This is a genomic window from Veillonella faecalis, from assembly GCF_024677885.1.
GTDB lineage: Bacteria > Bacillota > Negativicutes > Veillonellales > Veillonellaceae > Veillonella > Veillonella nakazawae.
Map to the genome: position 1 here is coordinate 93,710 of NZ_JALBWL010000004.1, position 20,031 is coordinate 113,740.

Sequence of the window (20,031 nt, forward strand, 5' to 3'; positions counted from 1 at the left end):
TCCTATGCGCAGCGATAATAGAACAGCAGGTCAATTGCGACCTATTAAAATAACACGGAATTTTACAGAGTATGCAGAAGGTTCTGTACTCATTGAGTGCGGCAAGACTAAGGTTATCTGCACGGCTACTGTGGAGGATTCTGTGCCGCGCTGGCTAAAAGGTTCTGGCCAAGGCTGGGTAACTGCAGAATACTCCTTGTTGCCACGTTCTACGCAAACTCGCGTGAGCCGTGAGGCTGCAAAGGGAAAACAAACAGGTCGTACCGTTGAAATTCAACGTCTTATCGGCCGTGCATTGCGCGCTGTCGTAGACCTTGAAGCACTCGGTGAACGTTCTATTACGATCGACTGCGATGTTATTCAAGCCGATGGTGGTACGCGTACAGCCTCTATTACAGGCGCCTTTGTGGCCCTTGTTGATGCGGTGGACTTCACCTTTGGTGGAGCAGGCAAATTCCCAATTACTGATTTCTGTGCTGCTATTTCTGTAGGCATTGGTCCTGACGGTCCTATTACAGATCTTTGCTATGAAGAGGACAGTGCTGCTATCGTAGATATGAATGTGGTGCGCACCGGTTCTGGCAACATGGTTGAGGTACAAGGTACAGGTGAACACGGTACCTTTAACCGTGATGAACTCAACGCATTACTTGATTTAGCAGAGGCTGCTACCGATGAGCTTATGGCTAAACAACGTGAAGTACTTGGTGCGACAGCAGATAAAGTAGGTAAGGTATATCCTACAGCTCCGGAGGTGTAAGATGGAACAAATCGTATTAGCAACAGGGAATAAAGGGAAGATTCGTGAGTTTTCCGAAGCTTTCTCTCATTTATCTATTGACTGTGTGCCGGTAAAAGAGGTCATTTCCATCGAAGAACCAGAGGAAACTGGTACAACCTTTATGGAAAATGCTCTTTTAAAAGCTCGCTATTATGCAAAGGCTACAAATCGTCCATGCCTTGCCGATGATTCTGGTATCACTGTAGATGCTCTTAATGGGGCTCCAGGTGTGTATTCTGCTCGTTATGCAGGTCACCATGGTGATGATCAAGCTAATAATGAAAAATTAATTCGCGAACTGCAAGGTAAAAGCGACCGCACAGGTCATTATGTATGTGCCTTAGCTCTCGTATATCCTGATGGCCGTGAAGTGACAGCTGAAGGCTATTGTGATGGACTTGTTCAAGATGAGCCAAAAGGGGACAATGGTTTTGGCTATGATCCATACTTCTATGTACCTGAATTTGAAAAGACAATGGCAGAACTTAGCATTGAAGAAAAGGAAGCTATCAGCCATCGTGGCCGTGCTTTACGCAAATTAATTAACAAGCTTTAATATTTTCGAACTATATGGTATAGTTCATATAAATATGTAATATAATAGTATTAGAGAACTTATAAAATGAAACGAATTGGTATTTTAAGTGATACCCATGGGTATCTAGATGATATAGATCTTGTCTTGGAGGCTACAGCAGACCAAGAAATCGATATGTGGCTTCATGCTGGTGATTATGGTGATGATGCACGCTATATGCAGGAACATACTGATATTCCTGTGTATGCAGTGCGCGGTAATAATGACCGTGTACAGCCTCTTGAACCGCGAGAACAGTTGATTCCTCTAGAGGATACCTATATTTACATGACTCATGGTCATGAGGTATCATATTATAATCGAATACAAAAACTGATTGAGTTAGGCACTGATATGGGGGCGCGACTCATCGTATCCGGTCATAGTCATCATCATGGTGAGGTTCGTGTTCGTGATGCGGTATTTGTGAATCCCGGCAGTATATCGTTGGCTCGGGACCGCTCAGGCGGTACATTTGCTATCGTTACCTACGATAATGGACAGTTTAGTGTAGAGTTTGTGTATAAACAAGATATTGTTTAGTTATATGGTAAAAGCTTTGAGCCTCGACGGGGTAAGCTTTCAAAAAAATAGTAAGTCTATGCATGGAAAGGGTTATGACATATCATGGATACACCAGTTAAAGCAAAGCCTAAAATGAAATTATATGGTTTTAATAATCTCACAAAGACATTGAGTTTTAATATTTATGATATTTGTTATACTCGTACGGAAGAAGAGAAAAAGCAATACATTCAGTACATTGATGAAGTATACAATGCAGATCGTTTAACAGCTATTTTAACGGAAGTAAGCCGCATTATCGGTGCTAACATCCTTAACGTAGCGAAACAAGACTACGACCCTCAAGGTGCGTCTGTTACGATTTTGATTTCTGAAGAGGAAATTGAAAAGGAAGATGTAGTCATGCATCTTGATAAATCTCACCTTACTGTACATACTTATCCTGAAAGCCATCCGCACAAAGGGGTTAGTACGTTCCGTGCAGATATTGAAGTATCTACATGTGGTCAGATTTCTCCCCTTAAAGCACTTAATTATTTGATTCAAAGCTTTGATTCCGATATCCTTACAATGGACTACCATGTACGTGGCTTTACACGTGATGTATCTGGTAAGAAAATCTATATCGATCATCGTATCAACTCCATCCAAAACTACATCAACGCAAAAACTCGTAACATGTACAACATGATTGATGTAAACGTATATCAAGAAAATATTTTCCACACAAAAATGATGTTAAAAGAATTTGATTTAGATAACTATCTCTTTGGGATTACTGAATCTGAATTGAGTGAACGAGAAATCAAACAAATTAAACATCAATTAAAACAAGAAATGATGGAAATTTTCTATGGTCGTAACTTGCCATCTGTAAAAGCATAAATAAAATATATATTCTGTATGCTATGTGTCCTATCGGATAATATGTATATAGTACCAAAGTAGATAAGTCGTATATGGCTTATCTACTTTTTATTTAATTATCATTTTTATTACTAAATTAGATTAATTAAATTTAATTCTAAAATATTCGAAAAACTATATCGAAAAAACTTGAATTGTTATATATCATTTTGTATAATACAATTAGTTAAAGGTATTAATTACCGACTCAAAAGAGTCCGAGTTTATCCACAAAGGAGAATTATTATGGACGTACGTGAATTAGCTGTACAAAAAAAACGTGAATTAAAAGGTTTCCTTACTGTAGGGACAAAATATGAATTAAAAGACGCTCATGATTTATCTGTAGCTTACACACCAGGTGTAGCAGAACCATGCTTGCGTATTAAAGATAATGAAGCAGAATCCTTTGAATTAACTTGCCGTTCCAACATGGTTGCCGTTGTATCCGACGGTACTCGTGTACTTGGTCTTGGCGATATCGGTGCTGCAGCAGCATTGCCTGTAATGGAAGGTAAATCTTTATTATTCAAAAAATTCGGCGATGTAGACTGCATTCCATTGGTTGTAGATACAAAAGATGCTGATACATTGATCAACACTGTAAAATTATTGCAAAAAAACTTTGCTGGCATTAACTTGGAAGATATTTCTTCTCCTAAATGCTATGAAATCGAAAACCGTTTGAAAGAAGAATTGGAAATCCCTGTATTCCATGATGACCAACACGGTACTGCAATCGCATGTTTGGCTGGTGTAAAAGGCGCTCTTCGTTTAGTTAAAAAAGATTTAGCTACTGCTAAAATCGTTGTAAACGGTGCTGGTGCTGCTGGTGCAAACATTGCTCGTTTGTTATACCTTGCAGGCGCTCGTGATATTACATTGTTAGTATCTTCTGGCGTATTGCACAAAGATTACAAACGTCTTGACTCCTTGCAAGCTGAATTGATCGACTTGCTTAAACTTGAAGAAAAACATGGCAACTTGGCTGAAAATGCTAAAGGTGCTGATATTCTTCTTGGTGTATCTGCAGCAGGTGCATTCACAAAAGAAATTTTGGAAAACTTGGCTGACGATGCAATCGTATTCGCAATGGCTAACCCTAACCCAGAAGCAACATATGCTGATATGAAAGCAGCTGGTATTCGCATCGCTGGTACTGGTCGTTCCGATGCTCCTAACCAAATCAACAACGTAGCAGTATTCCCTGGCGTATTCCGCGGTGCTATCGACGTACGTGCGGCTCAAATCACTGACGAAATGAAATTAGCTGCTGCTGATGCATTGGCTAACTTGATTCCTGATAGCGAATTGAACGAAGAAAACGTAATGCCATCCGTATTCGATCCTCGTGTAGCTCCAGCTGTTGCAAAAGCAGTTGCTAAAGTTGCTGTAAAACAAGGTATCGCTAAAAACCCTGGCGTAATAGAAGACGGTAGCTACGAAGGTTAATCTATTTGCTGTAAAAGTATTGGCATAACCATAAAATAACTATAGAATAATATGACATGCACCTCGAAAGGGGTGCATGTTTTTATATGAACTAATAAAATTTAAAAAATTAATGAAGTTGTAAAAAAGTACTTGTCACTAATTTGTATCAATGATATAATAATTTTCGTTGCAGAGCGATACTCAACAGAGTAAAAACTCAGTAAGAGTAGTGGTTGACATCAACTACCAGGTTTGCTATAATTAGCAAGTAATTAATGACGGGGCATAGCGCAGTTTGGTAGCGCACCTGGCTTGGGACCAGGGGGTCGCAGGTTCGAATCCTGCTGCTCCGACCATTTTTTTATTTGCGGGTGTAGCTCAATGGTAGAGCCCCAGCCTTCCAAGCTGGTCGCGAGGGTTCGATTCCCTTCACCCGCTCCATTTTTTTTTGCCTTTTTTAGGGTAAACTGCAATAGAGCACAGTTGACGATACATAGTACATAATTTATACTATAATAGATAATTACATATATAGGTAATCCACATGGTTCAGTAGCTCAGTTGGATAGAGCAACGGCCTTCTAAGCCGTGGGTCGGGGGTTCGAATCCCTCCTGGATCACCAAAGAAAAAGCGAAGTCTCTTGTTGACTTCGCTTTTGTTTTTCTTACTATAAATGTATTGCTAATTAAGGTGCTTGACCATATAATAAAGATAAAGAATAGGAGGAGGCGGTGTATACATGGCTACAAAAAGTTTTTTAAAGAATGTAACTATTAAGAACAAAAAAGATTGTAGTAAGCTTTTACATGCGTTAGAGAGTGCGCAAAAGCAAAAAAGTGTTCCTGTTGAGTTTTCTAGATCTTATTCCATGGCTACAAAAGACGAAATTGATAAGATTTTCATATGATAGGATTTAAAATTGTTAATCTAGATTTACTTTTACAAGTTAAATCTGAGGAACAGATTAGAACAATTTTAAATGACTTTGAGAGTCCTCTCAATCCTGATATAGAAAGTTTTTTAAAATATAAAGCTGTTGAATTTTCTAAATCAGCAATTGCAAAAACATATCTAGTAATGGTCTCTTATCAAGGTGAAAACAAGATTGCTGGATATTTTTCTGTATCTGGTAGTAAATCTTTTGTTGTAAAAACAAAGGGAAATGAAATTAGTAAGAATATGAAAAGAAGGTTTAATAAGTTTGGCACTTATGATGCAGTTTTGAAACAGTATCATATCGCAGCTCCACTTATTGGACAACTTGGGAAGAATTATAAATATAAAGAACTTATCACTGGTAATGAATTATTAACCATGGCTGTAGATATGTTACGCCATGTCCAATCTTTAGTTGGTGGTAAATTTATTTATTTAGAGTGTGAAAATAATGAGAAGTTGATAGAGTTCTATATTAGGAACGGATTTAAAGTATTTGGTGAACGTAGCTTGGATGCAGATGAACAAGATTTTGCGGGACATATGCTAATTCAACTCTTAAAATATTTATGATTAGCATTAAAATTTATATTAAAAAAAGGTGAATGGAGATTCCATTCACCTTTTTTGTTGTAAAAATCATATATTTTTATATATTTCTATCGTATTTTTCTCCAACCAATATGCTAGTTCTACATTTGTCATATTTCCTGCGGCCACATTGATAATTAGGTTTTCAACTTCTTGTTGTGAAGCGGCAATATCAAAACCATTGATAATAAGATACACATACATGCTGTGTAGTGCAGTTCGCTTATTGCCATCTGTAAAAGGGTGGTTATTGGCGATACCATAACATAATTGTGCTGCTTTGTCACAGAGAGATGGATATAAGTCGCTCCCCATAAATGTTTGAAATGGGGTATTTACAGCTGACGCTAATAGATTCTTATCTCGCACTCCTGAAGAGAGGACAAATGCATCTTCTAATTCTCTGTGCAGTTCGTAGATATCTTGTACCGTAAGTTGAATATTAGGTGTACTCATTTATTCTCCAATGCTTTATATAGGTCATAATTACGCTTTAATACTTGTTGCGAGATGTCTTTTATCTGCTTTTTTAGCTCTTTATTAGTATCACTAGTTATGATAGAGGGGTTGTGGTTTGTTTTGCGATCGGTAATTTTCAGATCTTTTGACATCATAAATTAAATTCCTTTACTGTATTTTTGACTTTTATATTTACTATATGTTTGACTTTTATATCTATTATATAGGGAATAAATTAATATAAACAATCTAATTTATAGTAAATATTTTAAAAGTTCAAATTTAATTATCTCTCACAAACCCAGCATTTATCTATATTCTTGTCATATAAATCTAATTAGTCAAAATAAAAGTCAAAAAAAGTCAAAAATTTTATCTTTGACCTATTGACTTTTTGACTTAATCAGATTATTATAATGTCATAAGGTTGAAGAAACCTAGAAATAAAGCAAGAAATTAAACAGACTTAAAAAGTCAAACAGATATACTTGTAGTAAAAAAGTGAGGTAATTTATATGAACAACAATTTCAATAACTTTGGTAGCGATTTCGGTAGCATGAATGATTTATTCAATCAATTGATGGGGAACATGGGTGGTTATTCCACAGAAAACCGTCGTTATAAAATTAATGGTCGTGAAGTGACTCCAGAAGAGTTTGCTTTCTATCGTCAAACCGGTCGTTTACCTTCTAATGAAGAAATGCAAGCTGCTCAAGCTGCACAACAAGGTAAAATGAAACAAGATGGTATCCTTGCTAAGTTAGGTACAAACTTAACTCAACAAGCTCGTGATGGTAAACTCGATCCTGTTATTGGCCGTAATAAAGAAATCCAAGAAACAGCAGAAATCTTAGCACGTCGTACTAAAAACAATCCTGTACTCGTAGGTGATGCTGGTGTTGGTAAAACAGCTGTAGTAGAAGGCTTGGCACAAGCAATTGTTAATGGCGATGTTCCTGCAGCTATTAAAAATAAAGAAATCATTTCCATTGATATTTCCGGTTTGGAAGCTGGTACTCAATATCGTGGTTCCTTCGAAGAAAATATCCAAAACCTTATCAAAGAGGTTAAGGCTGCTGGTAACATTATCTTGTTCTTCGATGAAATCCACCAAATCTTGGGTGCTGGTTCCACAGGTGATGGTCAAGGTTCTAAAGGTTTAGCAGATATCTTGAAACCTGCTTTGTCCCGTGGTGAAATGACTGTTATCGGTGCTACAACACAAGATGAATACCGTAACACAATCATGAAAAACGCAGCTCTTGCTCGTCGTTTCAATGAAGTTAAGGTAAATGCACCATCTCCAGAAGATACTTTCAAAATTTTACAAGGCATTCGTCCATTGTATGAAGCGCATCATAACATTGAATTGCCAGATGCAGTGTTGAAAGCAGCTGTAGATTATTCCGTACAATACATTCCTCAACGTAGCTTGCCAGATAAAGCTATCGACTTGATCGATGTAACAGCAGCTCACTTGGCTTCCCAACATCCTGTAACTGATATTAAAACATTAGAAGCAGATATTGCAGAAGCTAAAGCAAAACAAGAAGAGTTTGCTCAAAAAGAAGATTACGAATCCGCTATTAATGAAAAAATGCGTATTCAAAAGTTACAAGAAGAAATCGACAACCACACTGAAAACCAAAAGGTTGTGGCTCAAGTCAATGACGTAGCTGAAGCCGTTGAAAGAATGACTGGTATTCCTGTATCTCAAATGGGTGCATCCGATATTGAACGCTTGAAAGACATGAAATCTCGTTTACAAGCTCATGTAATCGGTCAAGATAAAGCAGTAGAAGCTGTATCTAAAGCTATTCGTCGTAATCGTGCAGGCTTTGACGAAGGTAACCGTCCAATCGGTAGCTTCTTGTTCGTAGGTCCTACTGGTGTTGGTAAAACAGAATTGGCTAAACAATTAGCACTTGATATGTTCGGCAACAAAGATGCTATCATCCGCTTGGATATGTCTGAATACAGTGATCGCACAGCAGTTTCCAAATTGATTGGTGCTACAGCTGGTTATGTTGGTTACGAAGATAACTCCAACACATTGACTGAACGCGTTCGTCGTAATCCTTACTCCATCGTATTGTTCGATGAAATCGAAAAAGCAGATCCTCAAGTTATTACATTACTTCTTCAAGTGTTGGATGATGGTCGCTTAACAGATGGTCAAGGTAACACTGTAAACTTCAAAAATACTGTTATTATTGCTACATCTAACGCAGGCTTTGGCTATGGTCAAGATAAGGACGATGAAAACAAAGTAGATGTAATGGAACGTATCGCTCCATTCTTCCGTCCAGAATTCTTGAATCGTTTCAATGCAGTTATCGAATTCAATCAATTGAAAAAAGAAGATTTGAAACAAATCGTAGATTTAATGCTTGATCAAGTTAATAAAACTTTAGCTAAAAAAGAAATTACTCTTGATGTAACTGAAGCAGCTAAAGAATTATTGATGGAACAAGGTTACGATAAAACTATGGGCGCTCGTCCATTACGTCGTGTTATCGAATCTGAAATCCGCGATAATGTAACTGACTTCTACTTGGATCACATCGATGCAAAACACTTGCTTGCTGATGTGAAGGCTGGTCACATTGTAATTAGCGATAAAGATGCTGCTAATACATCTGATGATAAATCTGCAGATGATAAAGCTAAAGACGACAGCAAACAAGCTGATGATGCTGCATCCAAGGATAATAAATAATCGATAGGCTATCGACACTAACTAATGAATCCCTTACAACTCTCTCCATATACAAACTAATGATAGACCTATTGATACTGAGAGCACCCCACATAATGTGGGGTGCTTTTTTGTGTCTTAATATGCATTTTAATATGTGTATTAATAAAGAAATTTTGTATATATGATAAAAATCATTGCTAATATATCGATTTATTTAGTATAATCATAACTATAAATTCAATATTCTATAGAATTTAAAAAAGAGATGAAGAAAGGGAGGAGATTATTGATGTCACATTATGTAGATCTAAATAGTGATTTAGGTGAAAGTTTTGGCAACTACACATTAGGCATGGATGGTGAAGTGTTAAATCATGTCACAAGTGCTAATGTTGCCTGTGGATGGCATGCTGGGGATCCTCTCATTATGGATGCTACAGTTCACATGTGCAAGGAAAAGGGCGTAGCCGTAGGGGCTCATCCTGGGTATCCTGATTTAATGGGCTTTGGTCGTCGAGCAATGGCAGTCAATCCTGCAGAGGCTAAAGCATATATGATATATCAAGTTGGTGCACTACAAGCCTTCTGCGATAGTTATGGTGTTACATTACAACATATGAAATTACACGGTGCTTTTTATAACACCGCATGTGTAACTCCTGCATTGGCAGATGCTGTATTAGATGGCTTACAAGCGGTAAACCCTAATATTGCAGCTATGGTATTGAGCGGTAGCTATATTGCAAAAGAAGCACAACGCCGAGGCATTTCTGTTATTCAAGAGGTATTTGCTGATCGTGGTTATACCGACGAAGGTACATTGGTACCTCGTACAGAACCAGGTGCTTTCATAAAAGACCCTCAAGAGGCTCTTGAACGAGTTCTTATGATGGTTACAGAAGGCAAGGTCATTACTAATACAGGCAACACTATTGATATTGTAGCTGATTCCGTATGCGTACACGGCGATAACCCTGAAGCGATAGCTTTCACCAACTACATTCGTGAAGGCCTTACAAAAGCGGGTGTTACAGTAGCTAATTTTCAGAACCGTAAATAGTAAAACGGCGATTAGAAAATAAGCGATAAATAGAAAATACGTAGTAAATACGTAGAAAATACGTAGTAAATACGTAATAAATAATAAGTACGTAATAAATAATAAGTACGTAATAAATAATAAGTACGTAATAAATAATAAGTACATAATAGATTGTTAGTTGATTAATGAATAAATAAGTTAGTGTGTGGAGGTCCTTATGAAACCAATTGCAGGTAAAGCAAGTTTCTCTGTCCTACTGGGGGCAGCTTTCTTGATGGCCACGTCCTCTATTGGGCCGGGCTTTATGTTACAAACGGCGGCATTTACAAATGACTTAAAAGCAGATTTTGCGTTTGCCATCATTGTGTCTGTTATTTTTTCAATTATTGCACAGCTTAATGTGTGGACCATCATTGGCATATCTAAAATGCGTGGTCAAGATATTGCGAATAAAGTATTGCCAGGACTTGGCTATTTCGTAGCATTCTTGATTTCCCTTGGGGGCCTTGCGTTCAATATCGGCAACATTGGGGGCGCATCTATGGGCCTAAACATTGTATTTGGTATTGATACAACGACTGCAGCGGCTATCAGTGGTATCTTGGGTATTCTATTGTTCGCCTCTCCAAAAATGGGTGGTGTACTAGACAACACAGCTAAAATTCTTGGTACGGTTATGCTAGTATTGATTGGCTATGTAGCATTCTCTACAAATCCGCCAGTGGCTGAAGCGGCTACTCATGCGGTGGCACCGACGCATTACCCATGGCTTGCAACTATTACCCTTATCGGTGGTACTGTAGGTGGTTACATTACATTCTCTGGCGGTCACCGTCTCATTGACGCGGGTATTACTGGTCAAGAACATTTGAAAGATGTACGTCGTGCAGCCTTCATGGGTATGTCCGTAGATGCAGTGGTTCGTATCTTGTTATTCTTAGCGGTTCTTGGTGTTGTATCTATGGGCTTTGCGTTAGATCCTAAAGATCCAGCTGGCTCTGCATTCCTTCTTGGTGCTGGTGAAATTGGTCATAAATTGTTCGGTATCGTGTTCTTCTGTGCAGCCTTAACATCTGTAGTAGGTGCAGCATACACATCTGTGTCCTTCTTAAAAACATTATTCAAAGTGGTAGAACGCAATGAGAAATTGACTATTATGACATTTATCTTCGTTTCTACATGTATTTTAATCTTCATTGGTAAACCAGCATCCTTGTTGATTTTGGCTGGCTCCGTAAACGGTTTGATCTTGCCGATTACATTGGCAGTAATGCTCTTTGCTACTCATAAATCTGAAATCGTAGGAGACTACAAACATAATAAACTGTTATACTATACAGGATGGATTGTAGTACTTGTAACAGCTTACATCGGCGTTACATCCTTACAAGGCATTGCTAAATTACTTGGTTAATTTGATAATTATGAAAGTACCATTATTTTCGTTTGAAGGTAATGGTTCTTTCTGGTTTTAGGAAGGAGATACCTATGAAACCTATAATTTCACCTGTAGGGGATTGCGCTATCTCTATTGATTTTGGTCAAGTCATCGATCCAAAGATTAATCGACATATTCGTCAAACGATAGAGCGAATTCAAGAGCTGAATCTAGAGGGCATTATTGAATTAGTACCTACCTATTGTGCATTGCTTTTGCAATATGATGCTATGTTATACTCCTATGCAGAATTGTGTAACATCATTGAGCCTACATTGAAGCAGACTGTAACAGATAATGCTAATGAACTTGTTACCGTCGTGGAAATTCCTACCGTGTACGGTGGTGAGTTTGGTCCAGACCTTGGTTTTGTAGCCTCTCATAATAATCTAACTGAAGATGAGGTTGTAGCCATTCATAGTGGTACTGATTACTTGGTATATATGCTTGGCTTCATTCCTGGTTTTACCTATTTGGGTGGCATGGATCCACGTATTGCAACACCTCGTTTATCCTCACCAAGAACATTGATACCTGCAGGTTCTGTAGGCATTGCAGGGGAACAAACTGGCACGTATCCATCCGACTCTCCAGGGGGCTGGCAAATCATTGGCCGTACACCGGTAACCATGTATGACATGTCCAAGAAACAAGCGGCGCTATTGAGTGCTGGCGACTATGTGCGCTATGTGCCGATAGCTGAAGTGGAATATAATCATATTAAAGCATTGGGGGCGGACTATGCGCCATCCATGTATGAAGTAGAGGTAGGTGAGTTGCGTGGCTATTAATGAGTTTAATAAATCATCTATCTACGTAAATGCACCTGGTATGTACACTACCATTCAAGATAAAGGTCGCGTTGGGTTCCAACAATATGGTATGCCTGTAGCCGGTCCTATGGATAGTGAAAGCTATCTCTTGGGGCAAGCGCTGGTAGGTAATGTAGAAATGGCAGGTGCCTTAGAGTGCACATTGCTGCCGCCTACACTCACCGTGAAAGGCTCATGTATCGTTGCTTTCACAGGAGCCGATATGGAACCAACCATCAATAGTGTGCGAGTACCGAGATATATTCCATTTGTATGTCATGACGGAGATGTCATTTCCGGCGGTTTTAGCCAATGTGGCGTGCGCATGTACATTTCTTTCTCTGGAGGTATCGACGTGCCAAGCATCAACGGCAGTGTATCGACCCATACAAAGGCGAAAATTGGAGGACTTGAGGGGCGACCATTACAAAAGGGCGATGAACTTGGTATCAAAGCGTTTACCAGAGATGACGTGCATGTCTGCGATTACCGTGGCGAAGGGCATACCCTATTCAATACCGCCTTATATAACCGTGGGGGACGTGAATGTCATGAACCGTTACGCGTTGTATTAGGTGATCAGGCAAAATATTTCACCGAGAAGGGAATCAAGACCTTTAGTGATAATATCTATACACTGACTGTAGAATGTGACCGTATGGGCTTCCGCTTAGATGGTCCTGAAATTGAACACGTAGACAGTGCAGATATTATTTCTGATGGTGCCGTATTTGGCTCTATCCAAGTGCCATCGAATGGACATCCCATTGTCCTTATGGCAGATCGCCAAACAACAGGGGGCTATACAAAAATAGGCACTATCATTACCGCAGACCTACCTCGGCTTAGCCAATTGCCGGTAGGGGATGGGATTAACTTTAATATCGTGTCTATTGACGAAGCACAAGATATATACCGAGCCTATATGAAACGATTACAGAAACGTATCAAATTAGCACATGAACAAAGTGCTTATGTATTTAAATTAAATAATGTCATATAAAAAATAACGTCTAAAGAGATTATTCTTTAGACGTTATTTTTGTTTTTGCCTGCCAATGTATCTCAATTTGACTGAAAAACTAATTTATAAAAATTTAATGAAATATAGTACTGTAAAACAGGTGGGGTTATTAGAGTGTAGCTATATAAGGCGTTTTGACAATTATTTTTATAATTTATCGATTATATTTATATGGGAAAAGTTAAAATGTGAGTTTAAATTCATCTTCTCTTCTAAATTATGGTATAAAATCACCCCAATTATTAGGTTTTATTTTATTAGGGGGTTAAAGGAATCACGTTGTTGCTGTATTTGCAATAGTTATTCCAAAAATGAAATATTAGTGAAAAGGGGTTGCAAGCATATCGAAAAATTTGGTATACTAACTATATCGAAAAACTTGAAATTGAGATTATTTGTTATATAGAAGTTTGAGAGCTTTATAGTAGTTTAAAGGAGAAATGAATGAACAAGATTTTTAAAGTGGTTTGGAACAAATCCAAAAATTGCTACGTAGTAGTATCTGAATTCGCTAAGAACAATAGTGGTAAAAAGAAAGTTGTAGTAGCTGCTGTATTTGCAGCATTGGCTATGACTAATGCTAATGTAGCATTGGCTGTAAACGAGGTGCCTACATCTACTGGTGGTGCATCTGTAGCTTTTGGTGATAGTGCTACTGTTACAGGTGCCAATGCAGTCGGTTTAGGTAACAGTGCTAGTGTTACAGGTGTAAATGCAGTTGCTTTAGGTACAAATGTAAAAGCTACTACTAGTGATGCTGTTGTAATTGGTACTGCTGCAAAAGCAGAGACTGCTGGTGGTGGGGTTGCTATTGGTCAAAATGCTTATTCAAAAGGTCTATATAGTAATACACCAAGTGTTGCTGTAGGTAAAAATTCAATTGCAAATGGTGGTACTGCGATTGCTATTGGTACTGGTGCGACGGTAAACGAAGCTGGTACTAATTTTTCACAAGGTATTGCCATTGGTGGTGGTGCATTACCGGGGCAAGGGGCTACCGTTATAGGTGACCAAAGTATTGCTATTGGTGGTAATACTAAAGCCATTGGTCACTCCTCAATTGTTATTGGCGGTGACGATGCTGATAGAATGACGAATACTAGAGCAGTTTATACCGATATTAATACAGGGAAAGCTAAAGTTGGGACCGTTTCTGCTGCTGTTAAAGATTTAACAGGATATGAAATTAAGTGGCGTGATTATAATAATGCTACAGCAGACCATATCGGTATCACAGTGGGTACTAAAGGGCAATCTGGTAATGCTGGTATTGCTATTGGTACTGGCGCTGACTCTAAAAACCGTATCGCTGGTGCTTTGACAGGTATTAATACAAGTGGTGCTGATAATGATTCTGTAACAAATGCCATCGCTATTGGTACAGGCGCTAAAGCAAATCGTGATAACTCTGTCGCTTTAGGTGGCGGTTCTACTACAGATAACCCAGGTACTAAACAATCTAGCTATACATTGTCAAATGGTATTACAGCAACATGGGCTGGTGGTGACAAAACGTTAGAAGGTGATGTTGTATCCTTCGGTGCTGAAGGCTATGAACGTCAGTTAAAAAACGTCGCTCCTGGTGAAGTAAGTGCTACTTCTACAGATGCCATCAACGGCTCTCAGTTAGCTGCTATCGTGGATCAAATTGCTTATAAATATGTATCTATTAAATCTACTGATACTCCAAATAAAGACAACACTGGTGCAAAAGCTAATAACGCTATTGCTATTGGTCCTAATGCATCTACAGATACGGCTGCAACAAGCTCTGTAGCTATTGGTGATGGTGCTAATACAACAGGTCGATCTACAGTTGCATTGGGGTTATCAGCACAAGCTACATCGGCAAATGCTACAGCGTTAGGTGCTAACTCCATTGCGTCCGAGGATGATACTGTGGCAGTTGGTCATGGTGCTAAGGCAACAGATGGCAATGCCAGTGCTTTTGGGGCTGATGCGATAGCTTCCAATATTGAGTCTACCGCAATTGGTCATGGTACTGCTGCATCTGGTGCATCCTCTACTGCATTGGGATCCAGAGCAAAGGCCGCTGGAACTGCAGGTGTTGGTATCGGTATGTTAGCCAATGCAACTAAAGATTATAGTATTGCTATTGGCGGAGAAAGCTCTTCCACTGCAGATAACAGTATTGCTATTGGTAGAAAAAGCTCAGTATCAGAGAATGATGGTATTGCTATCGGTACTAGATCTAATGCAAGTGCAGCTAAATCGATTGCTATTGGTGATGGTGCTAGTGCTACAACTGCTGATGGTGTTGCAATAGGTTCTAAGTCTGTTGCTAGTACTGCAGCTGGTGTAGCAGGTTATAATGCTAATACTGGTCGTACTGATATATATGCTAACTTAACTGGTGCAACGTTAACATCTACATTGGGTGGTGTTGCTGTTGGTACAACAGGTCAAACTCGTCAAATTAACTATGTAGCTGCTGGTACGGCTGATACAGATGCTGTTAACGTAGCACAATTGAAGAGTGTGAACCTTGCTTTCACAGGTGACACTGGTTCTGGTGACGTAAACCTTGCTAACAGTAAATTAGCTGTAAATGGCGATAACACATACATTGAAACTACAGCTAATGGTAAGAAAATTACAATTGCTGGTAAAAAACAAGATATTACTGTAACTAATGGTGTTGCTTCTGCAACTGCAGGTATGGCAGATGCTCAAAACGTAGCTGATGCAATTAATCAAGCAGTTGCTAATAGTTCTTCCAGTTGGAACTTATCTGCTAATGGTGAAGCGACAACAGCAACCGTTGAAAAAGGTAATAAAGTAGATTTCTCTGGCAATGATAACATTACTGTTGCAAGAAACGATAAAAACATCTCTTTAGCTTTGAAGAAAGATCTTACTGGCTTGAATAGTGCATCTTTCAATAATGCTGCAGGCAATCCAACTGTAAAAATTGATGGCAACACAGGTATCAATGCAGGCGACATGAAGGTTACTAATGTAGCAGATGGTGTAGCTGACAAAGATGCTGTCAATGTTTCTCAATTGAAGAAAACAGACGATAAAGCAGAAGCTAACAAAACTGCAATCGCTCGTAAAATTTCCTTAGGTGGCAACACTGGTTCTACTGCAGAGAAATCCTTGAGCACAGGCGATGTAAAATTCAATGTGAAAGGTGCTAATGGTTTAACTACGGTTGCTTCTGGCGATGATGTAACTGTTAAACTTGATGATACTACTAAAGACACAATCGATAATGCTGCTGATAAAAACTTGAGCAACTTGAACCCAGCTGGTGAGCAAAAAGTAAAAGATTTAGCGGCTTGGAAAGTTGTGGCTAACAGTGGTACTGCTGAAAATGTTAAAGGTGGCGACACAGTTAAGTTTATCGATGGTGATAATGTTGAAATTACTCAATCCGGTAAAGATTTCACAATCTCCACTAAGAAAGATGTAACATTCGATAATGTAACTGCAAACCAAGCTATCACAGCTCCTAAAGTGAAAGCTACAACTGGTGTAGAAACACCGCAAGTAACAGGCTTGACTAATACAACTTGGACTCCAGGTCAAACACAACCAGTATCTGGTCGTGCAGCAACAGAAGATCAATTGAAAGCAGTTGATAATCAAGTAGCTACTAATAAACAAAATATTGCTGATAATAAAACAGCAATCGATAAAAATACAACAGCTATTGCTCGTAAAATTTTCTTAAATGGTAATACTGGTACTACAACTAAGAAATCCTTAAGCGCTGATGATGTAGACTTCACTATTAAAGGTGAAGATGGTATTACTACAACCGCTTCCGGTAATGATGTAACAGTTAAACTTGATACAGATACTAAAAATAAAATCGATAACGCTGCTGACAAAGATTTGAGCAATTTGACTCCAGATGGTAAAAAGCAAGTTAAAGATTTAGCGGCTTGGAATGTAGTTGCTAATAATGGTACTGCAGAAAAAGTGTTAGGTGGCGACACTGTTAAATACATTAATGGTGATAACATTCTCATTACTCAATCTGGTAAAGACTTCACATTCGCTACTAAGCCAGATGTAACATTCAATACGGTAACGGCTAACGACACTATTACAGCTCCAAAAGTTAAAGCTACAACTGGTGTGGAAACGCCTCAAGTAACTGGTTTAACTAATAAAACTTGGGATCCAAATAACATTACATCTGGTCGTGCAGCAACTGAAGACCAATTGAAAGCTGTAGATGATCAAGTTAAAGCTAATAAAGACAATATCACTCAAAATGCTGGTGATATTGCAACAAACAAAACAAATATTGCTAAAAATGCTGGTGATATTGCTGATAACAAAACTGCTATCAATAAAAATGCTGGCGATATTGCAAACAATGCAAGAGAAATTGCTGCAAACAAAGATAAAATCGACCAAAATACAACAGCTATTGCTCGTAAAATCTCCTTAGGCAGTGATGATGGTGATACAGATGAAAAATCTTTGAGCACAGGTGATGTGAAGTTCAATATTAAAGGTGAAAATGGCATTACTACTGCAGCTAATGGCGTAGATGTAACTGTTAAATTGGACGATGCTACAAAAGATAAAATCGACAACGCAGCAAATAAAGACTTGAGCAACTTGACTCCAGCTGGTGAACAACAAGTTAAAGATTTAGCAGCTTGGAATGTAGTAGCTAACAACGGTACTGCGGAAAAGGTTCAAGGTGGCGATACAGTTAAATTCATCGATGGTGATAATGTTACTATTACACAAAATGGTAAAGAGTTCACTGTTGCCACAAAGAAAGATGTAACCTTCGATAACGTTACAGCAAACCAAAAAATTACAGCTCCAGAAGTGAGTGGTTTAACAAATACTACTTGGGTACCAGGTCAAACAACACCTGTATCTGGTCGTGCAGCCACTGAAGATCAATTGAAAGCCGTTGATGATCAAGTAACAGCAAATAAAGCTAACATCACTAAGAACGCTGATGCTATTAAAGCTAACAAAGATAATATTGCAGCAAATAAAGAACAAATTGATAAAAATACAACAGCTATTGCTCGTAAGATTTCCTTAGGTGGTAACACTGGTTCTACTGATGAAAAATCTTTGAGCACAGGTGATGTGAAGTTCAATATCAAAGGTCAAAATGGTATCGTTACTGAAGCTAATGGTGATGACGTAACTGTTAAATTAGATGATGATACTGCAAATAAAATCAACAACGCAGCAAATACTGATTTGAGCAACTTAACAGATGCTGGTAAACAACAAGTTAAAGATTTATCTGCATGGAATGTAGTGGCTAACAATGGTACAGCTGAAAAAGTTGAAGGTGGTAACACAGTTAAATTCATCGATGGTGATAACATCTCCATTACTCAAAATGGTAAAGACTTCACAATTGCTACTAAGAAAGATGTTACTTTCGATACTGTAACTGCAAATGATACAATTACAGCTCCAAAAGTAAAAGCAACTGATGGTGTAGAAACTCCAGAAGTAACTGGTTTGACTAATAAAACTTGGGTTCCAGGTCAAACACAACCTGTATCTGGTCGTGCAGCAACTGAAGATCAATTGAAACAAGTTGATGACCAAGTAGCAGCAAATAAAGCTAACATTACTAAAAATGCTGGTGATATTGCGAAAAACAAAGCTCAAATCGATAAAAATACAGAAGCTATCGGTCGTAAGATTTCCTTAGGTGGTAACACTGGTTCTACTGATGAAAAATCCTTGAGCACTGGTGATGTGAAATTCAACATCAAAGGCGAAAACGGTTTAACAACGGTAGCTAATGGTGAAGATGTAACTGTTAAAATCGATGATGCAACAAAAGCAAAAATCGATAATGCAGCAAACCAAGATTTGAGCAACTTAACACCTGCTGGTAAACAACAAGTTAAAGATCTTTCTGCATGGAATGTAACTGCAGCTGGTGGTACTGTTGAAAAAGTACAAGGCGGCGATACTGTTAAATTCCAAGCTGGTGATAATCTTGAGGTTAAACAAGATGGTACTACTTTCACATATAGCCTAGCTAAAGACGTGAAAGGTCTTAACAGTGTAACTGTAGGTGATGAAAATGGTCCATCCACTAAGATTACTCCTGCTGGTACAACTGTAAAAGATGCAGCTGGTAACGCTACAACAGTTAATGGTGCAGGCATGACTATCAATCCTGCAAACTCTGCAGCTAGCCCTGTATCTCTTACTGCAGATGGCTTGAATAATGGTGGTAACCAAATTCATGGTGTAGCACCTGGTACAGCTGATACAGATGCAGTAAACGTAAGCCAATTGAAAGAAACTAAAGCTGGTTTACAACAAGCTATTAACAATGTAGGTGTTGAAACACAACGTGTTGGTGCTCATGCGGCAGCTATGGCAGCGTTGAAACCAATCCAATACGATCCATTGGAACCAACACAAATCATGGCTGGTATTGGTAACTACCGTGGTGAAACAGCGGGTGCAATCGGTCTTGCCCATTACAAAACTGAAGACACTATGTTCAATATTGGTGTTACACTTGGTTCTAGCCATAACATGATTAATGCTGGTGTAACTCATAAATTTGGTGGTAGCCGTGATAGAAAAGATGCGATTCCAGAACGTTATAAAGCTGGTCCTATCAGCTCTATCTACGTAATGCAAGATGAAGTAAGTCACTTGCGTTCCCAAAATGAAGAGTACAAATCCAAACTTGAACAACAACAATCTGAAATTGATGCGTTGAAAGCAGCAGTTAACCAATTGTTGGCAAATAAAGCATAATCACATTGTACATATAGTTAGAACTATGTATATCCCGTGAATGGATATGTAAAAAT

The 20,031-nt window shown here is 38.5% G+C and carries 14 protein-coding genes and 3 tRNA genes; 16 read left to right on the top strand and 1 reads right to left on the bottom strand.

Annotation, left to right across the window (positions count from 1 at the left end; genetic code table 11):
• The first annotated feature begins 4 nt into the window (after positions 1-4).
• The 10 genes from rph to MOQ65_RS08525 all read left to right on the top strand — a co-directional run bounded on the left by rph (position 5) and on the right by MOQ65_RS08525 (position 5,733).
• A complete protein-coding gene (gene rph / locus MOQ65_RS08480; RefSeq protein ID WP_227721499.1) occupies positions 5-760 on the top strand; it encodes a ribonuclease PH in 756 nt (251 codons plus the stop codon).
• A 1-nt stretch (position 761) separates the two neighbouring features.
• Positions 762-1,337, top strand: coding sequence for an XTP/dITP diphosphatase (locus MOQ65_RS08485; RefSeq protein ID WP_257847281.1), 576 nt, complete (start codon positions 762-764; stop codon positions 1,335-1,337).
• Between the two features lie 66 nt (positions 1,338-1,403).
• Positions 1,404-1,901 (top strand): metallophosphoesterase family protein, encoded by a 498-nt coding sequence (locus MOQ65_RS08490; RefSeq protein ID WP_024066691.1) that lies wholly within the window; start codon positions 1,404-1,406, stop codon positions 1,899-1,901.
• Positions 1,902-1,985: 84 nt separating this feature from the next.
• Positions 1,986-2,768, top strand: a complete 783-nt coding sequence (gene speD, locus MOQ65_RS08495) for an adenosylmethionine decarboxylase (protein WP_060924105.1) — start codon at positions 1,986-1,988, stop codon at positions 2,766-2,768.
• 267 nt (positions 2,769-3,035) lie between these two features.
• On the top strand, positions 3,036-4,241 hold the full coding sequence (locus tag MOQ65_RS08500; RefSeq protein ID WP_257847282.1) for an NAD(P)-dependent malic enzyme: 1,206 nt from the start codon (positions 3,036-3,038) through the stop codon (positions 4,239-4,241).
• Between the two features lie 261 nt (positions 4,242-4,502).
• Positions 4,503-4,579, top strand: a tRNA-Pro gene (locus MOQ65_RS08505).
• Between the two features lie 11 nt (positions 4,580-4,590).
• Positions 4,591-4,664, top strand: a tRNA-Gly gene (locus MOQ65_RS08510).
• A 105-nt stretch (positions 4,665-4,769) separates the two neighbouring features.
• A tRNA-Arg gene (locus MOQ65_RS08515) sits at positions 4,770-4,846 on the top strand.
• A 117-nt stretch (positions 4,847-4,963) separates the two neighbouring features.
• On the top strand, positions 4,964-5,131 hold the full coding sequence (locus MOQ65_RS08520) for a hypothetical protein (RefSeq protein ID WP_257847283.1): 168 nt from the start codon (positions 4,964-4,966) through the stop codon (positions 5,129-5,131).
• Positions 5,128-5,733: an N-acetyltransferase gene (locus MOQ65_RS08525; protein WP_257847284.1), complete on the top strand. Its 606-nt coding sequence runs from the start codon at positions 5,128-5,130 to the stop codon at positions 5,731-5,733. The genes MOQ65_RS08520 and MOQ65_RS08525 overlap by 4 nt, the downstream gene beginning before the upstream one ends.
• A 66-nt stretch (positions 5,734-5,799) precedes the next feature.
• Here MOQ65_RS08525 and MOQ65_RS08530 read toward each other — a convergent pair whose 3' ends face one another.
• Complete coding sequence (locus MOQ65_RS08530; protein WP_257847285.1) at positions 5,800-6,207, bottom strand: type II toxin-antitoxin system death-on-curing family toxin; 408 nt, start codon at positions 6,205-6,207, stop codon at positions 5,800-5,802.
• A gap of 518 nt (positions 6,208-6,725) precedes the next feature.
• On the opposite strand from MOQ65_RS08530, the gene MOQ65_RS08535 reads away from it, so the two are divergent.
• From MOQ65_RS08535 to MOQ65_RS08560, 6 genes are all read left to right on the top strand, one after another.
• Complete coding sequence (locus MOQ65_RS08535) at positions 6,726-8,930, top strand: ATP-dependent Clp protease ATP-binding subunit (protein ID WP_257847286.1); 2,205 nt, start codon at positions 6,726-6,728, stop codon at positions 8,928-8,930.
• Between the two features lie 271 nt (positions 8,931-9,201).
• Positions 9,202-9,972 carry a LamB/YcsF family protein gene (locus tag MOQ65_RS08540; protein ID WP_257847287.1) on the top strand — a complete coding sequence of 257 codons (771 nt, stop codon included), beginning with the start codon at positions 9,202-9,204 and terminating at the stop codon, positions 9,970-9,972.
• Between the two features lie 199 nt (positions 9,973-10,171).
• The gene (locus MOQ65_RS08545; RefSeq protein ID WP_257847288.1) at positions 10,172-11,368 is read left to right on the top strand and encodes an NRAMP family divalent metal transporter; all 1,197 of its coding nucleotides are present in this window, start codon (positions 10,172-10,174) and stop codon (positions 11,366-11,368) included.
• A gap of 74 nt (positions 11,369-11,442) precedes the next feature.
• On the top strand, positions 11,443-12,183 hold the full coding sequence (gene pxpB, locus MOQ65_RS08550) for a 5-oxoprolinase subunit PxpB (RefSeq protein ID WP_257847289.1): 741 nt from the start codon (positions 11,443-11,445) through the stop codon (positions 12,181-12,183).
• Positions 12,164-13,207, top strand: a complete 1,044-nt coding sequence (locus tag MOQ65_RS08555; RefSeq protein WP_373027851.1) for a 5-oxoprolinase subunit C family protein — start codon at positions 12,164-12,166, stop codon at positions 13,205-13,207. Before pxpB ends, MOQ65_RS08555 begins: the two co-directional genes overlap by 20 nt.
• Before the next feature lie 465 nt (positions 13,208-13,672).
• Complete coding sequence (locus MOQ65_RS08560) at positions 13,673-19,975, top strand: ESPR-type extended signal peptide-containing protein (RefSeq protein WP_257847291.1); 6,303 nt, start codon at positions 13,673-13,675, stop codon at positions 19,973-19,975.
• Positions 19,976-20,031: the final 56 nt, after the last annotated feature.

Coding starts and splice junctions, on each gene's coding strand:
- MOQ65_RS08500 (WP_257847282.1), top strand. CDS start 3,036: ATGGACGTACGTGAATTAGCTGTACAAAAAAAACGTGAATTAAAAGGT.
- MOQ65_RS08545 (WP_257847288.1), top strand. CDS start 10,172: ATGAAACCAATTGCAGGTAAAGCAAGTTTCTCTGTCCTACTGGGGGCA.
- rph (WP_227721499.1), top strand. CDS start 5: ATGCGCAGCGATAATAGAACAGCAGGTCAATTGCGACCTATTAAAATA.
- MOQ65_RS08540 (WP_257847287.1), top strand. CDS start 9,202: ATGTCACATTATGTAGATCTAAATAGTGATTTAGGTGAAAGTTTTGGC.
- MOQ65_RS08560 (WP_257847291.1), top strand. CDS start 13,673: ATGAACAAGATTTTTAAAGTGGTTTGGAACAAATCCAAAAATTGCTAC.
- MOQ65_RS08485 (WP_257847281.1), top strand. CDS start 762: ATGGAACAAATCGTATTAGCAACAGGGAATAAAGGGAAGATTCGTGAG.
- MOQ65_RS08525 (WP_257847284.1), top strand. CDS start 5,128: ATGATAGGATTTAAAATTGTTAATCTAGATTTACTTTTACAAGTTAAA.
- speD (WP_060924105.1), top strand. CDS start 1,986: ATGGATACACCAGTTAAAGCAAAGCCTAAAATGAAATTATATGGTTTT.
- MOQ65_RS08530 (WP_257847285.1), bottom strand. CDS start 6,207: ATGAGTACACCTAATATTCAACTTACGGTACAAGATATCTACGAACTG.
- MOQ65_RS08490 (WP_024066691.1), top strand. CDS start 1,404: ATGAAACGAATTGGTATTTTAAGTGATACCCATGGGTATCTAGATGAT.
- MOQ65_RS08535 (WP_257847286.1), top strand. CDS start 6,726: ATGAACAACAATTTCAATAACTTTGGTAGCGATTTCGGTAGCATGAAT.
- MOQ65_RS08520 (WP_257847283.1), top strand. CDS start 4,964: ATGGCTACAAAAAGTTTTTTAAAGAATGTAACTATTAAGAACAAAAAA.
- pxpB (WP_257847289.1), top strand. CDS start 11,443: ATGAAACCTATAATTTCACCTGTAGGGGATTGCGCTATCTCTATTGAT.